Consider the following 23,677-nt stretch of genomic DNA (forward strand, 5'->3'; position numbering starts at 1 on the left):
GCTGGACGCGGCGCCGCCCGCTTCACTTCTGACGGCGCCGTCCCTTCGGCACCGTCGCCCCCCGAACTTCCTCTCGGCGCTGGCTCGCTCGCGAACCGGCGCTTTTTTGTCAACCGCCGACGGTGCTAAGATACTGGATGGGTCGCCCCGGCGCGACGGCCTGCGCGGCGCGGACGATGCCCTGCGCGTCCAGCCCGTAATGGCGGTAAAGGTCCGCCAGCGTGCCGGTCTGGCCGAATTTTTCCACACCCAGCGCCCGCGTGCGGTGGCCATGGACGGCGCCGAGCCAGCCGAGCGTCGCGGGATGGCCGTCGACGAGGGTTATGAGCGCGCAGCCCGCCGGCACCTCGGCGAGCAGCGCCTCGACAGGACTGGGCGGCGACGCCGCGCCATCCTCCCGCGCCCGCTGCGCGGCGTTCCAGCCGGCATGGAGCCGGTCGGCCGAGGTGATGGCGAGCAGGCCTACATCGCGCCGGTCCTCCGCCATGAGCCCGACCGCCTCGACGGCTTCCGGCGCCAGCGCGCCCTGATAGGCGATGACGACCTGCGCGTTCGGCCCCGGCCGACGCAGCCAGTAGCCGCCCTTGACGATGTCGGCCGCCAGCGCCGCGTTCATGGTGCGCGCGGGCTGGTCGATGGTGCGGGTGGAAAGCCGCAGATAGAGCGACTGGCCGTCCTCTTCCTGAAGATTCACCAGCCCGTGCCGCAGGATGACCGCGAGTTCGTCGACAAAGGCCGGCTCGAAGCTCGCCAGCCCGTCCTGTGCCATGCCGATCAGCGGGGTGGCGATGGACTGGTGCGCGCCGCCTTCCGGCGCCAGCGTCACGCCCGAGGGCGTCGCGGCGATGATGAAGCGGGCGTCCTGGTAGCAGGCATAGTTCAGCGCATCGAGACCGCGCTCGATGAAGGGATCATAGAGCGTGCCGATGGGCAGCAGCCGCTCGCCGAATAGCGAATGGGAGAGGCCGAGCGCCGAGAGCATGATGAACAGGTTCATCTCGGCGATGCCGAGTTCGAGATGCTGGCCCTTGGGCGAGAATTCCCAGTTGAAGGTGGAGGGGATGCGTTCCTTCTTGAACGTGTCCGCCAGTTCCTCGCGGGCGAACAGGCCGCGCCGGTTCACGAAGCCGCCGAGATTGGTCGAGACCGTCACATCCGGCGAGGTGGTGACGAGGCGGCTGGCAAAGGCGCTGTCCTGCTTGCCGATCTCATTGAGCAGCAAGCCGAAACCCTGCTGGGTCGACATCGCCGGCTGGAGCGGCACGTCGAGCGTCTCCGGCACGGTAATGCGCGGCGCTTGATGCCGGCGGGTGCCCTTGGCGTTGAAGGGCACGGCCTTGAGGAACGCCTCAAAGCCGGCGGCGGGCTTTGTGAGGCCTTCGAACTTCTCCCATTCATGGCCGGGGCGCACGCCATGGCGGGCGCGCAGGCTCTCCACCTGCGCCGGTGTCATGAGACCGGCATGGTTGTCCTTATGGCCGGCGAGGGGCAGGCCGAAGCCCTTGATGGTGTAGGCGATGAAGCAGACCGGCCGGTCATGGGTGCGGGCCTGCGCGAAGGCGTCGATCAGGGAGGGCAGATCATGCCCGCCGAGATTGCCCATGAGCGCGGCGAGTTCCTCATCCGTGCGGCGCTCGATCAGCGCGGTGACCGGGCCCTGATCGCCGATCTCGTCGAGCAGGCGCTTTCGCCACGCCGCGCCGCCCTGGAAGGTAAGCGCCGAGTAGAGCTGGTTCGGGCAGGAATCGATCCAGTCGCGCAGCGCCTCGCCGCCCGGCTCGGCGAAGGCGGCCTGCTGCAGGCGGCCATGTTTGAGGATGACGACATCCCAGCCGAAATTGCGGAAAATGCTCTCGAAACGCTGCCACAGCCCCTCGCGGACCACGGCATCAAGGCTCTGGCGGTTGTAGTCGACGATCCACCAGGTGTTGCGCAGGCCGTGCTTCCAGCCCTCCAGCAGCGCCTCGAAGATGTTGCCCTCGTCCATCTCGGCATCGCCGACCAGGGCGACCATCTTGCCTTCCGGGCCATGGCCCAAACCCGCTCCTGACAGCCCCTTGGCGGTCAGGTAATCCTGAACCAGGGACGCGAACAGCGTCTGCGCCACGCCGAGGCCGACCGAGCCGGTGGAGAAATCGACGTCGTCCACGTCCTTGGTGCGCGAGGGATAGGACTGCGCGCCCTTATAGCCGCGGAAATTCTCCAGCTTCGCCCGCGTCTGGTTGCCGAGCAGATACTGGATGGCGTGGAAGATCGGGCTGGCATGGGGCTTTACCGCCACCCGGTCCTGCGGCCGCAGCGCGTTGAGATAGAGCGCGGTCATGATGGTGGCGAGCGAGGCGGAGGAGGCCTGATGGCCGCCGACCTTCAGCCCGTCGACATTGGGCCGGATGTGATTGGCGTTGTGGATGGTCCAGGTCGCCAGCCAGAGGATCTTGCGCTCCAGCTCCTCCAGCAGCGCGAGATCGGCGGTGGTGTGGGCGGTCGGCTTGTGGGCGGTTGGCTTCTTGGCGGCCATGCGCGCGCTCCCGGTAACGCTAGGTTAGATAGGCTAGCGCCGGCCGCCTGCGGGTTGCAGCTATTCTTGGCCAGTTATGCGGGCTAGATTGGCGAAACCAGCCATCAGATGCGGCTTTCGGGGTGAATCATGCCAGACGTTGCCGTCGATGCCCTTGATCGGCGCATCCTCGCCGCGCTGCAGGAGGATGCCCACATCACCATGGAGAAGCTCGCCGCTCTCGTCGGCCTCTCGCCCTCGCCTTGCGCGCGGCGGGTGCGCAACCTCGAGGCGGTCGGAATCATCAAGCGTTATGTGGCGGTGGTGGATCAGGACAAGGTCGGTCTGCCGGTCAGCGTCTTCGCCTCGATCAAGCTGGAGCGCCAGCGCGAGGATGAGCTTGACCGCTTCGAAAAGGCGATCGCGCGCTGGCCGGAAATCGTCGAGTGCTATCTCATGACCGGCCAGCGGGATTATCTTTTGCGTATCGTGGTCAAGGACTTGCCCGCCTATGAGGCCTTCCTCAAGCGCACCCTGACGCGCCTCGACGGCGTCGCCTCGATCGAATCCAGCTTCGCGCTGAGCCAGGTGAAGCACGCCCAAGGACTGCCGATCGAGTGACTTCCCATCGACTGGCCCGCTGCCTATCCTGCCGGCCCTTCGGGTCAGCGAGGTTGCCATGAGCAAGAGCGAGACGGGACGTATCCGCATCGGCGTCGGCGGCTGGACCTTCGAGCCCTGGCGCGGGGTCTTTTATCCGCAGGGTCTCACCCAGAAGCGCGAGCTGGAATATGCCGCGTCCAAGCTCACCGCCATCGAGATCAACGGCACCTATTACGGTTCGCAAAAGCCGGCGAGCTTCGCCAAATGGTACGATGAAACCCCCGAGGATTTCGTCTTCACGCTGAAGGGCCCGCGCTTCACCACCAATCGGCGGGTGCTCAGCGAGGCCGGCGAGTCCATGGAACGGTTTTTCGCCAGCGGCGTGACCGAGCTGAAGCACAAGCTGGGGCCGATCAACTGGCAGTTCATGGCCACCAAGACGTTCGATCCGGCCGATTTCGAGGGCTTTCTCAAGCTCTTGCCGGCGAGGGTCGACGGTCGCGACATCCGCCACGCGGTGGAGGTGCGCCATGACAGCTTCAAGAATGCCGAGTTCGTGGAGATGGCGCGGGCCTATGGCGTCGCCATCATCTTTGCCGGGGACTCGGAATTTCCCTCCATCGCCGATGTGACGGCGCCCTTCGTCTATGCCCGCATCATGGGCACGCAGGAGGATGAGGCGACGGGGTATAAAAATACCGCGATCGATCATTGGACCGGCATCGCCAAGGCGTGGGCGCAGGGCGAGACGCCGGCACCGCTCGCCAACCAGCTGCTCGCGCCGCCGGCGCAGACAACGCCGCGCGACGTTTTCCTCTTTGTCATCAGTGGCTTCAAGCCGAAGAACCCCGCCGCCGCCATGGCGCTGATCGAGCGGGTGTAGGCGGAGCGCCACCTTGGTCGCGATCCCGGATCGGCCTTTGGCCGTCCGGGATGACGCATCTTGTCCAAGGGGTGGATGGCCGGGCCAAGCCCGGCCATGAGGTTGCGGGGGAGGCTTACTTGGCCGAGGGCCAGCGCCAGTCGCGGATTTCCGGCATGTCGATACCGTGGGCGCGGATGTAGCGGTCGTGCTCGGCCAGCTTGTCGCGGATCGCCTGCTGCACATAGGCGTCGCGGGCGAGCTTCGGCACCCGGTCGATCACGTCATCGACGAGGTGGAAACGGTCGAGCTTGTTGCGCACCACCATGTCGAAGGGGGTGGTGGTGGACCCCTCCTCGATATAGCCCCGCACATGCATGTTGTCATGGTTGGTGCGGCGATAGGCGAGGCGGTGGATGAGCCAGGGATAGCCGTGATAGGCGAAGATCACCGGCTTGTCGGTGGTGAACAGCGCATCGAATTCCGCGTCGGAGAGTCCGTGCGGGTGCTCGGATTTCGGCTGCAGCGTCATCAGGTCGACGACATTGACCACGCGGACCTTGAGGTCCGGGAAATAGCCGTGCAGCAGGTCGACGGCGGCCAGTGTTTCCAGCGTCGGGACGTCGCCGGCGCAGGCAAGCACCACATCCGGCTCGCCGCCCCGGTCATTGCTAGCCCATTCCCAGATGCCGATGCCGGTCGAGCAATGGTTGATCGCCGACTCCATGTCGAGCCATTGCGGCGCGGGCTGCTTGCCGGCGACGATGACGTTCACCCGGTTCCAGCTTTTCAGGCAATGCTCGGTGACGCAGAGCAGGGTGTTGGCGTCCGGCGGGAGATAGACCCGGACGATCTCCGCCTTCTTGTTCACCACATGGTCGATGAAGCCGGGGTCCTGATGGCTGAAGCCATTATGATCCTGCCGCCAGACATGCGAGGTGAGGAGGTAGTTGAGTGAGGCGATCGGCCGGCGCCATTCCACTTCGCTGGCTGTTTTCAACCACTTGGCGTGCTGGTTGAACATCGAGTCGACAATGTGGATGAAGGCCTCGTAGCAGGAGAACAGGCCATGGCGCCCGGTAAGAAGATACCCTTCCAGCCAGCCCTGGCACATATGCTCGGAGAGCATCTCGGTGACGCGGCCGTCGAGGGCGAGGTGATCGTCGCCGGGCAGCGTCTCGGCGTTCCAGGCGCGGTTGGTGACCTGGAACAGCGCCTGCAGCCGGTTCGACGCCGTCTCGTCCGGGCCGAACACGCGGAAGTTCCGGCTGGCGAGGTTCTCCTTCATCACGTCGCGCAGGTAAGTGCCCATCACGGCTGTGGATTCCAGCTCCACCGCGCCGGGTGAGGGCACCTTTACCGCGTAATCCGCGAAGTCCGGCATGCGCAGCGGACGGCGCAGCGCGCCGCCATTGGCGTGGGGATTGGCGCTCATGCGCTTCTCGCCCGCAGGATTGAGCGCCGCGATCTCCGGCCGCAGCCGGCCCGCATCGTCGAACAACTCCTCGGCCCGGTAGCTCTTGAGCCAGTCTTCCAGCAGGGTGAGGTGCTCGGGTGTGGACATGTCGGAGAACGGCACCTGATGCGAGCGCCAGGTGCCTTCCGCCTTCTTGCCGTCCACCAGCTTCGGCCCGCTCCACCCCTTGGGGCTGCGCAGCACGATCATCGGCCAGCGCGGGCGCTCGCTGGTGCCGCCCTCACGCGCGGCCTTCTGGATTTGCGCAATCTTGCCAAAGGCTTCGTCCATCGCCGCCGCCATCTTCTGGTGCATGGTGGCGGGGTCGTCGCCCTCGACGAAGATCGGCTCATGGCCATAGCCGACCATCAGCGCCTTCAATTCCTCATGAGGAATGCGGGCGAGCACGGTCGGGTTGGCGATCTTGTAGCCGTTGAGGTGCAGGATCGGTAGAACCGCACCGTCGCCGACCGGGTTCAGGAACTTGTTGCCGTGCCAGGAGGTGGCGAGCGGGCCGGTCTCGGCCTCGCCGTCGCCGACCACGCAGGCAACTACCAGATCGGGGTTGTCGAGTACCGCGCCATAGGCGTGGGAGAGCGAATAACCGAGTTCGCCACCCTCATGGATGGAGCCGGGCGTCTCCGGCGCGGCGTGGCTGGGGATGCCGCCGGGGAAGGAGAACTGCCTGAAAAGCCTGCACAATCCCTCCTTGTCCTGGGACACGTCGGGATAGAGTTCGGAATAGGTGCCCTCCAGATAGGTCGAGGCCACCACACCCGGCGCGCCATGGCCGGGGCCGGCGATGAAAAGTATATTGTTACCTCTCTCGCGGATGATCCGGTTGAGGTGGACATAGATGAAATTGAGGCCCGGCGTGGTGCCCCAATGGCCCAGCAGACGGGGCTTAACATGTTGCAATGTAAGCTTTTCCCGCAGCAGCGGGTTGCCGAGCAGATAAATCTGTCCGACCGAGAGGTAATTGGCGGCGCGCCACCAGGCGTTCATGCGCTCGACCAGGTCGGCACTCAGCGGAGCCGGGGGGCTACCTTGCTCTGTCAGCATCGTGTCGGTCTCCTAAAGGGCGTTCTATGGGGCGGAGCGTCAGTGCAGTGAGGTGAACAGTCAGGCTCATCTGTCCAGAGTGGGTCATCAGGGAAGCAGCACCGCGGCTCCCTGGAAGCGGCCGGCACGCAGATCGGCCAGCGCCTCGTTGGCGCGCGCCAGCGGATAGGTCACCGTCGTCGCCCGCACCTCGGCCACGGGGGCGAGGGCGAGGAACTGGGTAGCGTCGGCGCGTGTCAGATTGGCGACGGACATTACCTGTCGCTCCTCCCACAGAATGGAATAGGGGAAAGACGGTATGTCGCTCATGTGAATGCCGCCGCACACCACGCGCCCGCCCTTGCGGACCGCGCGCAGGGCGGCCGGCACCAGCGCGCCGACCGGGGCGAAGATGAGGGCGGCGTCGAGCGGCACCGGCGGCGCCTCCTCCGACGCCCCCACCCAGACGGCGCCGAGCGAGAGGGCGAGTTGCTGCGCGCCCGCATCGCCCGCGCGGGTGAAGGCATAGACCTCGCGTTCCTGCCAGCGGCAGATTTGCGCGATGAGATGGGCGGCGGCGCCGAAGCCGTAAATGCCGACGCGCCGGGCGTCGCCGGCCATTTTCAGCGTGCGCCAGCCGATCAGCCCGGCACACATCAGCGGCGCCGCCGCGACCGGGTCGTCGAACCCGTCGAGCGGGAAGCAAAAGGCGGCATCGGCCACGACATGGGAGGCGAAGCCGCCATCGCGGGTGTAGCCGGTGAACAGCGGCGCGTCACACAGGTTCTCCTGCTCGCGCGTGCAATAGGGGCAGGTGCCGCAGCTATGGCCGAGCCAGGGAATGCCGACGCGGCGCCCGATCCCCGGCGCGCTCACGCCGTCGCCCAGCATGTCGACGATGCCGACGATCTCGTGGCCGGGGATGATCGGCAGCGGGCCGGGCGGCAGATCGCCATCGACCACGTGAAGGTCGGTGCGGCAGACCGCGCAGGCTTCCACCCGCACCCGGATCTCGCCCGGCCCCGGCATCGGCAAGGGCCGCTCCTCCAGCCGCAGCGGCGCGCCATGGGCGTGGAGGACCATGGCTCTCATCTGCCCGGCTGCGGTGGCCTTGCCCTGCATGGCATTTCCCTGGCTGCGCCCTAACTACCTTATCGCGAGAAGGCGATCCCCGGCCACGGATCATTGTCCGCGACCGATAAATAGCCGGCGAATGGTCCGCTGGACCGCTTCATCATGCATGGATGAGGCGGCTCAGGATTGATTGGGATCAAGGACGACACAATCGCGCCCGCTAGAGTGCGCCGCGGGGCACAGAGGTCACAGCAATGGCAGACATGATGAAGGCCGCGGTGGTTCGCCAGTTCGGCAAGAAGCTGACGATCGAGGAGGTGCCGGTGCCGGTGCCCGGTCCCGGCGAGGTGCTGGTGAAGGTCGTGGCCTGCGGCGTCTGCCACACCGATCTGCACGCCGCCGATGGCGACTGGCCGGTCAAGCCGAGCCCGCCCTTCATCCCCGGTCACGAGGCAGCCGGCTATGTGGCGGCGCTCGGGCCGGGCGTCACCGGGCTGAAGGAAGGCGATCCGGTCGGCGTCGCCTGGCTGCACGATGCCTGCCTGTGCTGCGAGTATTGCGAGACCGGCTGGGAGACGCTGTGCGAGCACCAGCACAATACCGGCTATAGCTGCGATGGCGGTTTCGCCGAATATGTGATCGCCGCCGCGCCCTTCGTCGCCCGCCTTCCGGTGGGTGTCGACTTCGCCGCCATGGCGCCGATCCTGTGCGCCGGGGTGACCACCTATAAGGGGTTGAAGGAAACCGAGGCCAAGCCCGGCGAGTGGGTGGCCATTTCCGGCGTCGGCGGGCTCGGCCATATCGCGATCCAATACGCCAAGGCGATGGGCCTGCATGTCGCCGCGCTGGACATCTCCCCCGAGAAGCTGGCGCTGGCCCGCGCGGCCGGGGCGGATCTGGCGGTTGATGCCTCCTCGCCCGATGCGGTGGCGGAAATCATCAAGGTCACCGGCGGCGGCGCGCATGGCGTGCTGGTGACGGCGGTCTCGCCGCCCGCCTTCAGCCAGGCGCTGAGCTATGTGCGCCGCAAGGGCACGGTGAGCCTGGTCGGCCTGCCGCCCGGCCATTTCGCCACGCCGATCTTCGATGTGGTGCTGAAGCGCATCACGGTGCGCGGCTCCATCGTCGGCACGCGGCGCGATCTCGCCGAATCCATCGCCTTCGCCAACGAAGGCAAGGTGAAGGCGGAAATTCACAAGGCGCCGCTGGAGAGCATCAATGATATCTTCGATGACCTGAAGGCCGGCAAGGTCGAGGGTCGCATGGTGCTCGATTTCGCCTGATCCTTCGGCATAGCGGCCGGGTGGCGGGTTCTTGACGGCGTCTCGTACGGGCGAGGCGCCGCCGCACGATTTCCAACAGGAGGTCCGATGACGGTTCGGCCGCACGGGCAGGCTCGCCTTTCTTCCGTTCTTCTCGCCGGCGTCGTCGCCGCGACGCTCTGCAGCGTGCCCGCGTCGGCCCAGGATGGCGGCGGGCTCGGGGCGCGGCTGCAATCCCTCATCGGCAAGCTGCGCGGCAACGCGCTGCCCGAGGGGATCTTCAAGACCAATGGACGGCTGGAGGCCGAGCAGGTGCTGATCGCCTCCAAGCTCGCCGGGCGCGTTGCCGAGGTGCTGGTCGATGAGGGGCAGACGGTGGATGTGGGCGAGGTGATCGCCCGCATGGACACGACGGAGCTCGCGGCCCAGCTCTCCGGCGCCGACGCGGATGTGCGCCGCGCCGAGAAGGCCATCGCCGAAGCGCAGGCCGCGATCGTCCAGCGCGAGGCCGAGCGCACGCTGGCCGAACAGGAATATGAGCGCGCCGCCAAGCTCAGGCAGAGCGGCTACGGCACCATCCAGTCGGCCGACCAGAGGCAGAGCCAGCTCAACGTCGCCATCGCCGCCCTGCACGCGGCGCAGGCCTCCCTCGACGAGGCGGAGGCGTCGGCGGACACGTCGCGGGCCGAGGTCGCGCGCATCCAGTCGCAGATCGACGATTCCGTGCTGAAGGCGCCGCGCCGCGGGCGGGTGGAATACAAGCTGGTGCGCACCGGCGAGGTGGTGGCAGCGGGCGCGCCGATCGTCACCTTGCTCGATCTCGGCGATGTCTACATGACCGTGTTCGTGCCCGCCCGTGTCGCCGGGCGGCTGGCCATGGGCGACGAGGCGCGGATCGTGCTCGACCCGGCGCCGGACTATGTGATCCCCGCCAAGGTGAGCTTCGTCGCCTCCGGCGCGCAGTTCACGCCGAAGACGGTGGAGACGGCGGATGAGCGCGAGAAGCTGATGTTCCGCGTGAAGCTGCGCATCGCCTCGGAACTGCTGAAGACCTATGAGGACCGGGTGAAGACCGGGGTGCGCGGGGAGGCCTATGTCCGCACCGTCAGCACCGCGCAATGGCCCGAGGCGCTCAGCGTGAAGCTGCCGCAATGACCGGCGCGGCCATCGCGCTGGCGGGCGTCACGCACCGCTATGGGCGCACGCTGGCGCTCGACAATGTTGATCTCGTCGTGCCGCCCGGCTGCATGGCCGGGCTGATCGGCCCGGATGGCGTCGGCAAATCGACCCTGCTGTCGCTCGCCGCCGGGGTGACGCGGCTGCAAGGCGGCACGCTGGCGGTGCTGGACGGCGACATGGCGCAGGCCGGCTGGCGGCGCGAGGCCGGGGCGCGCATCGCCTATATGCCGCAGGGGCTGGGGCGCAATCTCTACCCCACGCTCTCGGTGCGCGAGAATCTCGACTTTTTCGGCCGGCTGTTCGGCCAGGGCGGCACCGAGCGGGCCGAGCGCATCGCCGAGCTGATCGCCGCGACCGGGCTTGCGCCCTTCGCCGACCGCCCGGCCGGCAAGCTCTCGGGCGGCATGAAGCAGAAGCTCGGCATCTGCGCGGCGCTGATCCACGATCCCGACCTCGTCATCCTCGACGAGCCGACCACCGGCGTCGATCCGCTGTCGCGCCGGCAGTTCTGGGAGCTGATGGACCGGCTGCGGGCGCGCCGCCCGTCGATGAGCGTGATCGTCGCCACCGCCTATATGGAGGAGGCCGAACGCTTCGACTGGCTGGCGGCGATGAATGCCGGCCGGGTGCTGGCCACCGGCAGCCCCGACGCGATCCGCCAGCAGGCGGGGGAGGAGACGCTGGAGCGTGCCTTCGTCGCCCTGCTCCCCGAAGCCGAGCGGGCGGGCGACGGGCCGATGCCGGACCTGCCGCGCCGCCCCAGCGAGGGCCCGCCGGCCATCGAGGCAACCGGGCTGACCCGCCGCTTCGGCGATTTCGTCGCCGTCGACCATGTCAATTTCCGCATCGAGAAGGGCGAGATCTTCGGCTTTCTCGGCTCGAATGGCTGCGGCAAGAGCACCACGATGAAGATGCTCACCGGCCTGTTGCCGGCCAGCGAGGGCGAGGCCAAGCTGTTCGGCGCTCCCCTCGCCGGCGACGACATGGGCACGCGCAAGCGCGTCGGCTACATGTCGCAGGCGTTCTCGCTCTATGCCGAACTGACGGTACGGCAGAATCTCGATCTGCACGCGCGGCTGTTCGAGATCGACGACGTCGCCGGCCGGGTGGCGGAGATGATGGCGCGCTTCGACCTCGCGGAGGTCAGCGAGGCCCGCCCCGAGAGCCTGCCGCTCGGCATCCGCCAGCGGCTGCAACTGGCGGCGTCGCTGATCCACCGGCCGGAAATCCTGATCCTCGACGAGCCGACCTCGGGCGTCGATCCGGTGGCGCGGGACGGCTTCTGGCGCCAGCTCATCACCCTGTCGCGGCAGGATGGGGTGACGATCTTCCTCTCCACCCATTTCATGAACGAGGCGGAACGCTGCGACCGCATCTCGCTGATGCATGCCGGCCGGGTGCTGGCCATCGGCACGCCGGCCGAGCTGAAGCAGGCGCGCGGCATGGATTCGCTGGAGCCGGTGTTCATCGCCGTGCTGGAGGAGGCCGGCATGGGCCGCGACGAGGGCGCGGTGGAACTGGCCGACCGGCCGACCCATGTCGGGCGGGTGCGCCGCTTCGATCCCGGCCGGCTCTGGGCCTATGCGTGGCGTGAGGCGCTGGAACTGGTGCGCGATCGCGCCCGCCTCGCCTTCGCGCTGCTCGGGCCGATCCTGCTGCTGCTGGCCTTCGGCTACGGCATCTCGTTCGATGTCGAGGATCTACCCTATGCCGCCTTCGACCAGGACCAGACCGTGCAGAGCCGGCAGTTTCTGGAGAGCTTCGAGGGCTCGCGCTATTTCGACCGGCAGGCGCCGATCGGCTCGGCCGACGAGCTGGACCGGCGGCTGGCGACGGGCGAACTGAAGCTCGCCATCGAGGTGCCGCCCGAGTTCGGCCGCGACCTGATGCGCGAGCGGGTGCCGGAGGTGGGGGTGTGGGTGGACGGCGCGATGCCGTTCCGCGCCGAGACCACGCGCGGCTATGTGCAGGGCATCGCCCAGAGCTATCTCGCGGATGCGCAGATGCGCACGCAGGGCGTCTCGACCTCGCTCTACCCGATCTCGATCGAGCCGCGCTACCGCTACAATCAGGCGTTCAAGAGCGTGAACGCCATGGTGCCCAGCGTCATCATGCTGATGTTGGTGCTGATCCCCGCCATCACCACCGCGCTCGGCGTGGTGAAGGAGAAGGAGAGCGGCTCGATCAGCAATTTCCAGTCGACCCCGGTGACGCGGCTGGAATTCCTGCTCGGCAAGCAATTGCCCTATGTGGCGATCGCCTTCGCCAGCTTCGTCACGCTGGTGATCACCGCCTATCTGGTGTTCGGCGTGCCGGTGAAGGGGTCCATGCTGACGCTGGCCTTCGGCTCGCTGGTCTATGTCTGCGCCACCACCGGTTTCGGGCTGTTCGTCTCCAGCTTCGTGCAGAGCCAGGTGGCGGCGGTGTTCGCCACCGCCATCATCGCCATCATCCCGGCGGTGAATTTCTCCGGGCTGCTAGTGCCGGTCTCCTCGCTGACCGGGGCGGGGCGCTATATCGGCCTCGCCTTCCCGGCTTCCTGGTACCAGCAGGTGAGCGTCGGCGCCTTCACCAAGGCGCTGGGCTTTGCCGAATTGTGGCGCGACATCGCCGTCACCGGGCTGCTCGCCCTCGTCTTCATCGGCGCGGCCATGCTGGCGCTGCGCAAGCAGGGGGCCTGACGGTCATGCTGGCACGGCTCATGCGCATCTGGCGTCTCGGCATCAAGGAACTCTACAGCCTCAAGGCCGACCCGGTGCTGGTCGCGCTGATCGTCTACACCTTCACCATTGCCGTCTACACCGTCGCCTCGGGCGCCAAGTTCGAGGTGGAGAACGCCGCCGTGGCGGTGGTCGACGAGGACCAGACGGCGCTGTCGCGGCGGATGCGCGACGCGCTGCTGAAGCCTTTCTTCAAGGAGCCGGTGCTGATCGGCGCCAGCGAGATGGACCGGGCGATAGATGAGGGGCGCTACGTCTTCGTGGTGCAGATCCCGCCGAAATTCGAGCATGACGTGATCGCCGGGCGCGATCCGGTGATCCAGCTCGACATCGACGCGACCGCCATGTCGCAGGCCGGCAACGGCGCCTCCTATATCCAGAACATCCTGTTGCAGGAGGTGGCGGCGGCCTATCCCAGCTCCACCGGCACCGCGCCGGTGAGCGTGGTCATCCATGCCAAGTTCAACCCGAACCTGAAGTCGGAATGGTTCAACGCGGTGATGCAGGTGATCAACAATGTCACCATGCTCGCCGTGATCCTGTCCGGCGCGGCGCTGATCCGCGAGCGCGAGCATGGAACGATCGAGCACCTGCTGGTGATGCCGGTGACGCCGACCGAGATCATGCTGGCGAAGATCTGGGCCAATGGGCTGGTGATCGTGGTGGCGGCGACGCTCTCGCTCGTTGTCGTGGTCGAGCGGCTGCTCGGCGTGCCGGTGGCGGGTTCCGTGCCGCTGTTTGTCGGGGCGATGGTGATCTATCAGTTCTCGGTGACGGCGCTCGGCATCCTGATCGCCACCGTCTCCAGCTCGATGGGCCAGTTCGGCCTCATCGTCATGCCGGTGATCATCATGATGAACCTGCTGTCCGGCTCGACCACGCCGATGGAGAGCATGCCGGAAGGGCTGCAATATGCGATGCAGCTCTCGCCCTCGACCCATTTCGTGGCGCTGTCGCAGGCGATCCTCTACCGCGGCGCCGGGCTCTCCATCATCTGGCCGCAGCTTCTGGCGCTGGCGGGCATCGGCCTCGCCTTCTTCGCGCTGGCGCGGCTGCGCTTCCGCAAGGCGTTGCAGGCGGCGCAGTAGCCGCGCCGTCTACGCCATTCGCCCCCTTGCCCGGTCCGGCGAATGCCCCTCTAATGTGAGCCGGCGCGCGACAGGGACGTCACGCGCCATGATGCGGCAGGGATTGCCGACAGCCCTTTCCGGGGCCGTCCGCCCCTGTCTGCCGGGAGGATGACCGCGGAGTTCGCCACGCGGAGACCTTCAATGCTGACCTCCCCCGACCTTGCCGCCCATCGCATCGCAGCCGAACCCTATTACCGCCCGGTGGGGGACGAGATCGCGGTGTTCGAGGCGGCCTGGGCGCACCGCCTGCCGGTGATGCTCAAGGGCCCGACCGGCTGCGGCAAGACGCGCTTTGTCGAGCACATGGCCTGGCGGCTGGGGCGCCCGCTGATCACCGTCGCCGCCCATGAGGACATGACCGCCGCCGACCTTGCCGGGCGCTTCCTGCTCGATGCGCAGGGCACGGTCTGGCATGACGGGCCGCTGACGCAGGCGGTGCGCCACGGCGCCATCTGCTATCTCGACGAGATCGTCGAGGCGCGGCAGGACACCACCGTCGTCATTCATCCGCTCACCGATGCGCGGCGCGTGCTGCCGCTGGAAAAGCGCGGCGAGCTGATCCCCGCCCATGCCGATTTCCAGCTCGTGATCTCCTACAATCCCGGCTACCAGAGCGCGGTCAAGGACCTGAAGGAATCCACCAAGCAGCGTTTCATCGCCATTGATTTCGACTATCCCGCGCCGGAGATCGAGGCCGAGATCATCCGGCGCGAGGCGGGCGTCGAGGCCGGGCTGGCGGCGACGCTGGTCGCGATTGCCGCCTGTTCGCGCCGGCTGCGCGGGCAGGGGCTGGATGAGGGCGCCTCGACCCGGATGCTGATCCATGCCGGCCGGCTCGCCTCCGGCGGGGTCGGGCTGGAGACGGCAGTGAATGCAGCTATCGTGCTGCCCATCACCGATGATGCCGACATGCGCGCGGCGCTGCGCGTCGCCATCAATGCCTGCCTGCCATGAAGGCGGGGGAGGTGGGCGAGGTGGGCGCGGTGATGGAGCGGCCCGGCCCCAACAGCGCGCGGCTCGCCGGGCTGCTGGCCGGACGCGAGGGGCTGGCCGCCACCTTTGCGGCGACGCGGCGCCGGCTGGTCGCCGCACGCGATCCCGCCGGGCTGGAGCTGTGGGCGGAGGGCGCGCTTGCCCTGCTCGACGCCAATGCCGGGGCGCTCGGCCTGCTCGCCTATGCCCGGCTCAGCGAGGAACAGGGGCACCGCCTCGGCGGCGCCGTGCTCGGGGAGGTGGCGCGCGCGGCGGCGCAGCTGTGCCGGCAGGCGGGGGCTAAGGCGACCGAGGCGGCGTTGCAGGCGTTCCAGAGTCTGGCCCCCGCGATGGACGGGCCGGGCGAGCGGGCGCTGTTCTGGGCCGGGCTGATCCGCCTCGCCGCGGCGGCGCCGGACTGTGTGGTGCCGTTCGTGGGGCGGGTGGGCGAGGTCTGGCGCGCCGGCCATGGCGCGGACTTCGCCGGCTTCATCGAGGCCGGGCTGCGCGCGAGCGGGCCGGCGACGGCTCATGGGCGGGCGCGCCGGCGGGCCTTTTTCGCGCTGGAGGATGATCTGGCGCTGTCGCTGGCTGGCCGCATCGGCGCCGGCATCGGCTTTGCCGAGATGGAAGGCGAGCTGCGGCGCGTGCTCACCGCGCTGTGGGGGAGCGCCCCGCAGCTCCAGACGCTGCCGCCGGCCGGGCGCGACGTGCCGCGCCGGGTGAACATTGCCGGGCCGGTGCTGCGCCTGCCGGATGCCTGGCCCGGCCTCAATGCACCGGCGGCGCGCCGGCTCTATGTCGCCAGCGCCGTGCATGCGGGGGCGCATCTGCATTTTGGCAATCCGCGCTTTCCGGTCGGCAGGGACAAGCCGGTGCAGATCGCGCTCGCCACGCTGGTCGAGGATGCCCGCATCGAGCATCTGGCGATGCAACGCTATCCCGGCCTCGCCCGGCTTTGGGCACCCTATCACCGGGCGAGCGCGGATGACGGCCCGACGGTCGCCGCGCTGCTGGCGCGGCTGGCGCGCGGGCTGTTCGATCCCGCCTATGCCGATCCGGACGCGCTGGTCGGCAAGGCGCAGGCGCTGTTCCGGGCGGCGCTGGGCGAGATCGACAACCCGGCGATCAGCCGGGAGATCGGCACAAGGCTGGCCAATGACATCGGCCAGCGCCGGCTGCGCTTCGACGCGCGCGGCCATGTCACCGAGCCGGCCTATCGCGATGATGGGCTGGGGCTGTGGGATTTCTCCGCCGTCGATCCTGAGGTGACGGCCGAGGTCGAGATGATCGTCGAGGCCGCCCGGATCGACCGGCGCGCGGGCGAGGACGGCAAGGCTGACGGGCCGCCGGAACGCTCGGCGGTCGGCCGCGCCCGGCCGGTGAGCGCGGGCGTGGAGGGTGTGGTGGTCGCCACCTATCCCGAATGGGACGCACCGGCCGGCATCGAGCGGGCGGACTGGGTGACGGTCAAGGCGATGCCGCCGTCCCTAGGCGATGGCGCCGCGCTGGCGCGGCAGCTGGAGGCGAACGGTGCCTTGCGCGCGCGCATCGCCCGGCTGGTGAAGGCGGCCAAGGTCGGGCGCGCCAGCCGGCTGAAGCGGCAGAGCGAGGGGCATGATCTCGACCTCGACGCGGTGATCGAGGTGGCGATCGCCCGCCGCGCCGGGCTGGTGCCGGATCTGCGCGTGTTCCGTTCCTCAGTGCTGACCCAGCGCGATCTCGCCGTGCTGGTGCTGATCGACATCTCCCAGTCGACGCGCGATCGCCTCGCCGGGGGGCTCAGCGTGCTCGACGTGGAAAAGCGCGCGGTGGCCCTGCTGGCGCAGGCGCTGGCGGGGCTGGGCGACGCCTTCGCGCTGATGGCTTTCGCCTCGAATGGGCGCGGCGAGGTGCGGGTGCATGAGGTGAAGGGTTTTGCCGAGCCCTATGGGCCGGAGCCGGCGGCGCGGCTCGCCGGGCTCTCGTCGGGGCTCTCCACCCGGCTCGGGGCGGCGCTGCGCCATGCCGGGGCGATGATCGGCGGCGTGCGCAGCTTCCGCAAGCTGGTGCTGGTGCTCACCGATGGCGAGCCCTCGGACATCGACACCGCCAGCGCCGATCTGGTGGCCGATGCCCGCCGCGCGGTGCTGCAATTGCGCGGGCGTGGGATCGACAGTTTCGGGGTGACGCTCGATCCGGCCGGGGGTGGCGAGGGTGCGGTGGGCGAGGGTGCGGCGAACGAGGCGACAGCGATTTTCGGCAAGGCCAATGTCCTGCCGATCCGCCGGGTCGAGGACCTGCCGGCGCGATTGTCGGAACTGTATTTCCGGCTGGCGCGGCGGTAGGGGGCGGGACTGGGGAGCAATGGGGTGCCCTCAGTGCCGCGACGTCATCCCTCTCCCCGTTGGGGAGAGGTGGCCCGCGCAGCGGGTCGGTGAGGGGGCTGCCGGTGGGGAGCGGTGAAGGCCCCTCACCCCACCCCTCTCCCCGACGGGGAGAGGGAGCTGAAGCGTCGCTCGCCACCTCAGCGGCCGTCATGCCCGGCCTTGGGCCGCGCATCCACGCCTTTCGCGCGTGCCATCTTCGCCGGCCGCCCGCGCGCCCGGCCCCTAGACGTGGATGGCCGGGACGAGCCCGGCCATGACGTTGTTCTGGAGAGCGTCGCAGATCACCGATGCGCGGTGTCGGGGTTGGGGATGCCCTCGATCGGGCATTCCTCGGTGCCGACCATCGGGCGGGTGAAGGATTCCACCATTTCGCGGGTGCCCTCCGGGTCGGCGATCCACTTCCTGTAGAAGTCGTAGGGGCAGTCCGCGACGCCCTTGTCGCCATCGCCGGAATTGATCATGCCGGTATAGCCGCGATGCACCAGCTTGAAGAGGTGGTTCTCCGACTGCCCGTTCTTGCGCGCGTCGCGGATCAGCGAGGTGGAGAGCGCGGCGTACTGGATGCCGTAATCCTCCTCGCCGCATTCGCCCAGCGTGCGCCCGTCGAAGCCGATGATCGCCGAGTGGCCGAAATAGGAATAGACGCCGTCGAAGCCGGAGGCATTGGCCACCGCGACATAGGTGTTGTTGGCGAAGGCCATCGCCTTGGACATCAGGATCTGCTGTTCCTTGGCCGGGTACATGTAGCCCTGGCAGCGCACGATCAGCTCGGCGCCCTTCATCGCGCAGTCGCGCCAGATTTCCGGGTAATTGCCGTCGTCGCAGATGATGAGCGAGATTTTCAGCCCCTTCGGGCCTTCCGACACATAGGTGCAATTGCCGGGATACCAGCCCTCGATCGGCACCCAGGGCATGATCTTACGGTATTTCTGGACGATCTCGCCCTTGTCGTTCATCAGGATGAGCGTGTTGTAGGGCGCCTTGTTGGGGTGCTCCTCATGGCGCTCGCCGGTGAGCGAGAACACGCCCCACACCTTCGCCTTGCGGCAGGCCTCGGCGAAGATCTCGGTCTCCTCGCCCGGCACGGTGGCGGCGGTCTCGTACATCTCCGTGGAGTCGTACATGATGCCGTGGGTCGAATATTCCGGGAAGATCACCAGATCCATGCCGGGCAGGCCGACCTTCATGCCGACCAGCATGTCGGCGATCTTGCGGGCATTGTCGAGCACCTCGGCCTTGGTGTGGAGGCGCGGCATCTTGTAGTTCACCACCGCCACGCCGACGGTGTCTTTGCTGCTGGAAACGTCGCCGTGCATCATCGGGCTTCTCCTCGCGTGAAGGGGCGTGCCGCCGCATTCGCAAGCGGCGGGGCCATTGCGTTGTCTCAGGTCTGGAAAGGGCGCCGGCAGGGGCCGGCAGGACGGGCGGGGGCGCGCTGAAGCGCGGGACGTCGCTGTCCGCGCCGGACGTCAGGCACAAAAAAAGCCCGACAGGCTATCACGAGCCTTCCGGGCTTCACCGCCACGCCTGACCAACATCCTTGGTGGCCAGACTTTAGGGAACGCGCGCGGGCGACCTTGCCCTCAAAGCGTTCATGCCTGCGATCTAACCATCCTTGGGGCGGTAGTTCAAGAGCTCGTTGGCGTTGATGATGGCCAGCGCCATCTCCTCCATCGCCATCCGCTTGGCCATCGCCTGCCGGCGGATGCTCTGATAGGCCTCCTCCTCGGAAAGCCCCTGGCTGTCCATCAGGATGCTCTTGGCCTTCTGGATCTTCTGGATGCCGGACAGCTTGCGCTCCAGCTTGGCGACGCGCCGGCGGGCGTCCTCGCGCTCCAGCCAGAGGCTGCGGGCGATGGTGAGGTTGGTCAGCAGGCCGAAGGGCCGGATGGGCCGCTCCACCACCGCCACGGCGCCCGATTCCAGCACCAGCTGAAGGGTCGAGGGGTTCTCGTAGCCGACGATGGCGATGAGGGTCGGGCGCGCGTGCGGATCGCTTTTCAGCAGCTTCATGATGGCGGCGCGGGCATCCTGCTCGATCGCCAGCAGCACGATATCGGCCGCCGGCCACTCCGCCGGCACCGGCCAGATGATGTCGACATGGCAGCCGATGCGGCGCAGATGCTCGACGAGGCTGGCGCGTTCCTCGTCCGGCGGGTGGATGACATGGACCCGCAGGCCCCGCAATTCCTTGAGGATCTCGATCGCCATCGCCGTCTCAACCTTCAGGGGAAGAGGGCGAGGCGGCGTTGAGGCCGTCGGCCGACCAGTCGTCGAGGCGCTGCACCACGCAATAGGGATCGGGCTTCACCCGGATGCCCGGATTCCAGACGATCTGAAAGCGGCCCTGCGCGTCCAGCCGGGCGACGCGCGGCCACAGATAGGTGTGGTTGTTGCTGGCGTCGATCCGCACCCGGCCCTGCGGCGCGTCCATCTCGGCATCGGCGAGGTGGGCGAGCAGCGGCTCCGGCGCATCCGTGCCGGCGCGGGCGAGGGCGCGCAGCGCCAGATGGACCTGGAAATAGGCGGATTCGGCGCAGGCCGTCACCGGCGCGTCGGCGCCATGGCGGGCCTTGAAGGCGGCGACGAAGCGGCGCGCGGCACTGGTGCCCAGCGTCTCGAAGAAGGGCGCGGCGGTGATGTGCCCGCGCGCCGCCTCCGGCCCCATCTCGGCCACCTCCGCCTCGCTGGTGGTGAGGCTGGCGATCGGCATGGTGGCGGGATCGAAGCCGGCGGCGCGATAGGCCTCATAGAGCATCGCCGTGCCGCGCCCGACCACGGTGGAGAATATGACATCGGGGCCGGTCTTGCGGATCTTCGCCATCACCCGCTCGAAATCCTGCGGGGTGGGGTCCACGGGTACATAGACCTCGTCCAGCACCTTGCCGCTCGACTGGGTGACGAAGTCGCTCATGATCCGGTTCGACTCATAGGGGAACACGTAGTTCGAGCCGATCATGAAGAAGCGGTTGCCATGGGTGGCCAGCAGATATTTGGCGAGCTGGATGGCGTTCTGGTTCGGCGCGGCGCCGGTGTAGACGCAGTGGCGGGAATATTCGAAGCCCTCATAGAGGGTGGGGTAGAACAGCAAGCCGCGCAGCGCCTCGACCACCGGCAGCACCGCCTTGCGGGTGGAGGACATGTAGCAGCCGAAGATGATGCGGACCTCGTCCTGCGTCAGCAGCGTCTCGGCATAGCGGCGATAGGCCTTGGGGTCGGAGGCGGGATCATAGACCACGGCCTCGACCGGGCGGCCCAGCACGCCGCCGGCCTGATTGATCTCGTCGATCGCCAGAAGCGCGCCGCGCTGCTGGGAAATCTCGATCGCCGCGGTCACGCCGGTGGCGGAATAGAGCAGGCCGACCCGCCAGGGGGGCGCGGAAGAGGCGTCTGACATCGGCGCGGCGGACCTCATGGGAAACAGCACCCTGCGGTTCTGCCTCTCCTGAGGGCGCTGCGCAATACGTCATCAGACCTCGAAGCAGGCCCGCAATTGCTGGCGTACATCCTCAAGGATCGCGTCGGACAGGGCGGGATCGCCGCTCGCGACGCCGCGCGCCATGGTGACGGCGCCGACCATGGCGGCGAACAGCGTGGTGGCCTTGCGCCGGCGTGCGTCCGCGTCCTCGGCCTTGATGTGCCCTTCCAGCGCCGCGATGAAGCGTTCCAGCCCCTGCGCATAATCCTGCTGCAGCTCGACGCTCTGGCGGGCGACCTCGGCGCCGAGGGCGGAGATGGCGCAGCCCCGCGCGGGGGCGTCGCGGTGGGCCGGGGAGAGATAGCGGTCGAGAATGGCCGTGATGTCGTCGCTCTTTTCCCACCGCTCCAGCGACTGGGCGCAGGCATCCTGGCAGGCGGCCTTGGCGAGTTCGGCCTTGGAGCGGAAATGGCCGTAGAAGGCGCCATGGGTGAGGCCGCTCGCCTGCATGATCTCGGCGACGCCGACATCCTTGAAGCCGCGCTCGCGGAACAGGCGGGACGCCGTCTGCAAAATCGCGCTGCGGTGTTCCGCAACCTTCGCCTTGCTGACCCGCACCCTCACCTCCGCTTCAGATTATGCCTTGCCCCTTGTGCAGACAGCATAATCCGGACGGGATTCAAATCAGAAACAACACGCATCTCTCCCGGCGCGGTGGCGTGTCGCGGCGGAAGAGGCCGGGCGCGCGGCGTGGGTCAGGTCACGATGATGCCGGGATCGCCGGCGCGGGCCTGGCCGATGAGCGCGGCGCGCGCGAAGCCGGCGGCCTGTATCTCATGCAGAATCCGCGCGGCGGCCGAGGGCGCGCAGGCGACGAGCAGCCCGCCGGCGGTCTGCGGATCGGTGAGCAGATGGCGGCGGGCCTCCGGCAGATCAGCCGGCAGGGTGACGCCCGCGCCATAGCTCTCCCAGTTGCGGTGCGAGGCGCCGGTGACGAAGCCGGCCTGCGCCAGCGCGGGGGCTTCATCGAGGAAGGGCAGGGCGGCCGCCTCGATCTCCAGCCGCAGCTTCGAACCGCGCGCGACTTCCAGCCCATGGCCGAGAATGCCGAAGCCGGTCACATCGGTGACGGCGTGGACCTCGCTGTCCTTGCCCAAAGCGGTGCCGACCTTGTTGAGCTGGGTCATCGCGCCGACCATTTCGTCATAGGCTTCGGGCGACAGCGCCTGTCTCTTGAAAGCGGCCGAGTAGACGCCGACGCCGAGCGGCTTGGTCAGGATCAGCGCGTCGCCGTCCTGCGCGCTGTTGTTGCGGCGAATGTGGGAGGGGTGCGCGGTGCCGATGACGGCGAGGCCATAGATCGGCTCGGGCGAATCGATGGAGTGCCCGCCGGCGACCGGAATGCCCGCTTCAGTTGCGATGGACGCGCCGCCCTTGAGGATCTCGCGCACCAGGGCGGTGTCGAGCTTGCCGAGCGGCATGCCGAGAATGGCCAGCGCCAGCAGCGGCTTGCCGCCCATGGCGTAGACGTCGGAAATCGCGTTGGTGGCGGCGATGCGGCCGAAGGTGAAGGGGTCGTCCACCATCGGCATGAAGAAATCGGTGGTGGCGATGAGGCAGGTCTCGTCATCCAGCTGCCACACCGCCGCGTCGTCGCCGGTCTCGGTGCCGACCAGGAGCTGGCTGAAGCCGCCCGTGCCCGGCTGCTCGGCCAGAAGCTCGCGCAGCACCGACGGCGCCAGCTTGCAGCCACAGCCCCCGCCATGGGCGAGGCTGGTGAGACGGAACGGGGCGGGGGTGTCGAGCATGGGGAGGTCCTTGTCGTGGGTTATCACCTCTCCCCGCCGGGGAGAGGTCGCCGCGCAGCGGCGGGTGAGGGGCTTGTAATGATGGTCGGGCGGTGCGCCCCCTCACCCCACCCCTCTCCCCGTGGGGGAGAGGGAGCCTTTGCGCTTACACCGCGATCTCGCTCGCCTTGATCGTGTAGGTAAAGGCGTCCGGGTCGAGGCAGTCATGGCGCAGGCTGGCGACTTCGGCCTGCGGGTACATGAGGAAGCCGAGCTTGGGGCCGGAGGAGCCGGGCAAGGCGATGTCGTGGCCGTCATTATAGGCGAGCCAGTTGCCTTCCCACGCTCCGAACAGCGCCGTGCGGGCGGCGACCACCTTGGCGTCGTCCATCGCGTTCTTGCCCGGCGGCTCCTCCAGCACGACCTTGCGCACATCCGCCGGATCGGTGGCGACCCAGCCGAAGCCGTCCAGCCACACCTCGGCGCGGCAATGCTGGGCCTTGGAGATGGTCGGCGAATTGGCGCCCAGACTCTTGTAGCCGAAAGCGGAGGGGGCGACGCGGATGCCGTAAAGGTCGCGGGCGGGAATGCCGGCGGCGCGGTTGAGGCCGACGAACAGCGCGTTGAGATCGGCGCATTTGCCGCCGAGATTGCCGCTGGTCAGCAGGGCGGCGATGTCACCGCTGCCGCAGCCACGCGTGGCGGCGTTGCGATAGGTGTTCTCGACCACCCATTCATAGATGGCGCGGGACTTCTCGAGGTCGCTGGTCTTGCCGGCGGTGATCCTGTCGGCGGTCGCCTTGACGATGCCGTCGGTCGGGATCAGGTCGGTCGCCTTGAGGAACAAAGCGCGCTCCTGCGCCGAGAGCGCGGCCACGCTGCCGGGCTTTGTGAGGTCGGTGGCGCGGTCGCGGGTGGCGAAGGTCGAGGTGATCTCGACCGCCGGCGCGGCCTCGCCCGGCGCCCAGACCAGATGCAGCATCTGGCTGCCATAATGCGGGTCGGTGACCACGGTGGCGCTGGCCGCATTGGTGCTCCAGCGGTTCTCGCCCGGCTTGAACCAGTCGGCGGCGCTGTAGGAGGGCAGTGGCACCCAGGCTTGAGCGGGGCCGGCCTTGCCCTCCGCCGGGGCGACGCGCAGGGCAGTCACCACCTCGAATTGCCGCCATTTGCCGGGCGAGGGGGCGAAGATGGCGCCCGCCGATCCTGCGCCCGCCGTGCCGGCCTGCGCGAAGGCGTGGGCGGGAAGGGCGGTGGCGGCGGCAAGCGCGGCGCCGCATTTGAGGAAATCACGACGGCTGGTCATG

Annotated in this window: 17 protein-coding genes; 8 read left to right on the forward strand and 9 right to left on the reverse strand. The window is 68.2% G+C overall.

Annotated elements, in window-relative coordinates; genetic code table 11:
* Positions 1-109: 109 nt before the first annotated feature.
* On the reverse strand, positions 110-2,518 hold the full coding sequence (locus KIP89_RS11675; protein WP_213755608.1) for a thiamine pyrophosphate-binding protein: 2,409 nt from the start codon (positions 2,516-2,518) through the stop codon (positions 110-112).
* Between the two features lie 129 nt (positions 2,519-2,647).
* On the opposite strand from KIP89_RS11675, the gene KIP89_RS11680 reads away from it, so the two are divergent.
* Positions 2,648-3,118: an Lrp/AsnC family transcriptional regulator gene (locus KIP89_RS11680; protein ID WP_213755609.1), complete on the forward strand. Its 471-nt coding sequence runs from the start codon at positions 2,648-2,650 to the stop codon at positions 3,116-3,118.
* A 58-nt stretch (positions 3,119-3,176) separates the two neighbouring features.
* The gene (locus tag KIP89_RS11685) at positions 3,177-3,983 is read left to right on the forward strand and encodes a DUF72 domain-containing protein (protein WP_213755610.1); all 807 of its coding nucleotides are present in this window, start codon (positions 3,177-3,179) and stop codon (positions 3,981-3,983) included.
* A 115-nt stretch (positions 3,984-4,098) separates the two neighbouring features.
* On the opposite strand, the gene KIP89_RS11690 is transcribed toward KIP89_RS11685, so the two are convergent.
* Both KIP89_RS11690 and KIP89_RS11695 read right to left on the reverse strand, forming a co-directional pair.
* Positions 4,099-6,480, reverse strand: coding sequence for a phosphoketolase family protein (locus KIP89_RS11690; RefSeq protein WP_213755611.1), 2,382 nt, complete (start codon positions 6,478-6,480; stop codon positions 4,099-4,101).
* A gap of 87 nt (positions 6,481-6,567) precedes the next feature.
* Positions 6,568-7,551 carry a zinc-dependent alcohol dehydrogenase family protein gene (locus KIP89_RS11695; protein WP_213755651.1) on the reverse strand — a complete coding sequence of 328 codons (984 nt, stop codon included), beginning with the start codon at positions 7,549-7,551 and terminating at the stop codon, positions 6,568-6,570.
* A gap of 236 nt (positions 7,552-7,787) precedes the next feature.
* Between KIP89_RS11695 and adhP the strand changes: the two genes are divergently transcribed.
* The 6 genes from adhP to KIP89_RS11725 all read left to right on the forward strand — a co-directional run bounded on the left by adhP (position 7,788) and on the right by KIP89_RS11725 (position 17,123).
* Positions 7,788-8,816: an alcohol dehydrogenase AdhP gene (gene adhP / locus KIP89_RS11700; protein WP_213755612.1), complete on the forward strand. Its 1,029-nt coding sequence runs from the start codon at positions 7,788-7,790 to the stop codon at positions 8,814-8,816.
* Positions 8,817-8,903: 87 nt separating this feature from the next.
* Positions 8,904-9,950, forward strand: coding sequence for an HlyD family secretion protein (locus KIP89_RS11705; protein ID WP_213755613.1), 1,047 nt, complete (start codon positions 8,904-8,906; stop codon positions 9,948-9,950).
* Complete coding sequence (gene rbbA, locus KIP89_RS11710) at positions 9,947-12,655, forward strand: ribosome-associated ATPase/putative transporter RbbA (protein WP_213755614.1); 2,709 nt, start codon at positions 9,947-9,949, stop codon at positions 12,653-12,655. The genes KIP89_RS11705 and rbbA overlap by 4 nt, the downstream gene beginning before the upstream one ends.
* 5 nt (positions 12,656-12,660) lie before the next feature.
* Entirely contained in the window at positions 12,661-13,782 is a 1,122-nt protein-coding gene (locus tag KIP89_RS11715) for an ABC transporter permease (protein ID WP_213755615.1), read from the forward strand.
* A 183-nt stretch (positions 13,783-13,965) separates the two neighbouring features.
* Entirely contained in the window at positions 13,966-14,778 is an 813-nt protein-coding gene (locus KIP89_RS11720) for a CbbQ/NirQ/NorQ/GpvN family protein (RefSeq protein WP_213755616.1), read from the forward strand.
* Complete coding sequence (locus tag KIP89_RS11725) at positions 14,775-17,123, forward strand: VWA domain-containing protein (RefSeq protein ID WP_213755617.1); 2,349 nt, start codon at positions 14,775-14,777, stop codon at positions 17,121-17,123. The genes KIP89_RS11720 and KIP89_RS11725 overlap by 4 nt, the downstream gene beginning before the upstream one ends.
* A gap of 323 nt (positions 17,124-17,446) precedes the next feature.
* On the opposite strand, the gene KIP89_RS11730 is transcribed toward KIP89_RS11725, so the two are convergent.
* The 6 genes from KIP89_RS11730 to KIP89_RS11755 all read right to left on the reverse strand — a co-directional run bounded on the left by KIP89_RS11730 (position 17,447) and on the right by KIP89_RS11755 (position 23,676).
* The gene (locus tag KIP89_RS11730) at positions 17,447-18,484 is read right to left on the reverse strand and encodes an aliphatic amidase (protein ID WP_213755618.1); all 1,038 of its coding nucleotides are present in this window, start codon (positions 18,482-18,484) and stop codon (positions 17,447-17,449) included.
* Between the two features lie 286 nt (positions 18,485-18,770).
* Positions 18,771-19,376 carry an ANTAR domain-containing response regulator gene (locus KIP89_RS11735; protein ID WP_213755619.1) on the reverse strand — a complete coding sequence of 202 codons (606 nt, stop codon included), beginning with the start codon at positions 19,374-19,376 and terminating at the stop codon, positions 18,771-18,773.
* A gap of 7 nt (positions 19,377-19,383) precedes the next feature.
* Entirely contained in the window at positions 19,384-20,562 is a 1,179-nt protein-coding gene (locus tag KIP89_RS11740) for a transporter substrate-binding domain-containing protein (RefSeq protein ID WP_250152420.1), read from the reverse strand.
* A gap of 72 nt (positions 20,563-20,634) precedes the next feature.
* On the reverse strand, positions 20,635-21,201 hold the full coding sequence (locus KIP89_RS11745; protein ID WP_213755621.1) for a TetR/AcrR family transcriptional regulator: 567 nt from the start codon (positions 21,199-21,201) through the stop codon (positions 20,635-20,637).
* A gap of 137 nt (positions 21,202-21,338) precedes the next feature.
* Positions 21,339-22,391: a selenide, water dikinase SelD gene (gene selD / locus KIP89_RS11750; RefSeq protein ID WP_213755622.1), complete on the reverse strand. Its 1,053-nt coding sequence runs from the start codon at positions 22,389-22,391 to the stop codon at positions 21,339-21,341.
* Between the two features lie 145 nt (positions 22,392-22,536).
* The gene (locus KIP89_RS11755; protein WP_213755623.1) at positions 22,537-23,676 is read right to left on the reverse strand and encodes a transglutaminase-like domain-containing protein; all 1,140 of its coding nucleotides are present in this window, start codon (positions 23,674-23,676) and stop codon (positions 22,537-22,539) included.
* Position 23,677 lies beyond the last annotated feature (1 nt).

The sequence above is a fragment of the Ancylobacter radicis genome (assembly GCF_018449475.1).
GTDB classification, from domain to species: domain Bacteria; phylum Pseudomonadota; class Alphaproteobacteria; order Rhizobiales; family Xanthobacteraceae; genus Ancylobacter; species Ancylobacter radicis.

Excerpts from the sequence above, each read along its gene's own strand:
- KIP89_RS11675 (WP_213755608.1), bottom strand. The coding sequence starts at position 2,518 with ATGGCCGCCAAGAAGCCAACCGCCCACAAGCCGACCGCCCACACCACC.
- KIP89_RS11725 (WP_213755617.1), top strand. The coding sequence starts at position 14,775 with ATGAAGGCGGGGGAGGTGGGCGAGGTGGGCGCGGTGATGGAGCGGCCC.
- KIP89_RS11695 (WP_213755651.1), bottom strand. The coding sequence starts at position 7,551 with ATGAGAGCCATGGTCCTCCACGCCCATGGCGCGCCGCTGCGGCTGGAG.
- KIP89_RS11740 (WP_250152420.1), bottom strand. The coding sequence starts at position 20,562 with ATGTCAGACGCCTCTTCCGCGCCCCCCTGGCGGGTCGGCCTGCTCTAT.
- KIP89_RS11720 (WP_213755616.1), top strand. The coding sequence starts at position 13,966 with ATGCTGACCTCCCCCGACCTTGCCGCCCATCGCATCGCAGCCGAACCC.
- KIP89_RS11735 (WP_213755619.1), bottom strand. The coding sequence starts at position 19,376 with ATGGCGATCGAGATCCTCAAGGAATTGCGGGGCCTGCGGGTCCATGTC.
- rbbA (WP_213755614.1), top strand. The coding sequence starts at position 9,947 with ATGACCGGCGCGGCCATCGCGCTGGCGGGCGTCACGCACCGCTATGGG.
- selD (WP_213755622.1), bottom strand. The coding sequence starts at position 22,391 with ATGCTCGACACCCCCGCCCCGTTCCGTCTCACCAGCCTCGCCCATGGC.
- KIP89_RS11715 (WP_213755615.1), top strand. The coding sequence starts at position 12,661 with ATGCTGGCACGGCTCATGCGCATCTGGCGTCTCGGCATCAAGGAACTC.
- KIP89_RS11680 (WP_213755609.1), top strand. The coding sequence starts at position 2,648 with ATGCCAGACGTTGCCGTCGATGCCCTTGATCGGCGCATCCTCGCCGCG.
- KIP89_RS11730 (WP_213755618.1), bottom strand. The coding sequence starts at position 18,484 with ATGATGCACGGCGACGTTTCCAGCAGCAAAGACACCGTCGGCGTGGCG.
- KIP89_RS11690 (WP_213755611.1), bottom strand. The coding sequence starts at position 6,480 with ATGCTGACAGAGCAAGGTAGCCCCCCGGCTCCGCTGAGTGCCGACCTG.
- KIP89_RS11685 (WP_213755610.1), top strand. The coding sequence starts at position 3,177 with ATGAGCAAGAGCGAGACGGGACGTATCCGCATCGGCGTCGGCGGCTGG.
- KIP89_RS11755 (WP_213755623.1), bottom strand. The coding sequence starts at position 23,676 with ATGACCAGCCGTCGTGATTTCCTCAAATGCGGCGCCGCGCTTGCCGCC.
- adhP (WP_213755612.1), top strand. The coding sequence starts at position 7,788 with ATGGCAGACATGATGAAGGCCGCGGTGGTTCGCCAGTTCGGCAAGAAG.
- KIP89_RS11705 (WP_213755613.1), top strand. The coding sequence starts at position 8,904 with ATGACGGTTCGGCCGCACGGGCAGGCTCGCCTTTCTTCCGTTCTTCTC.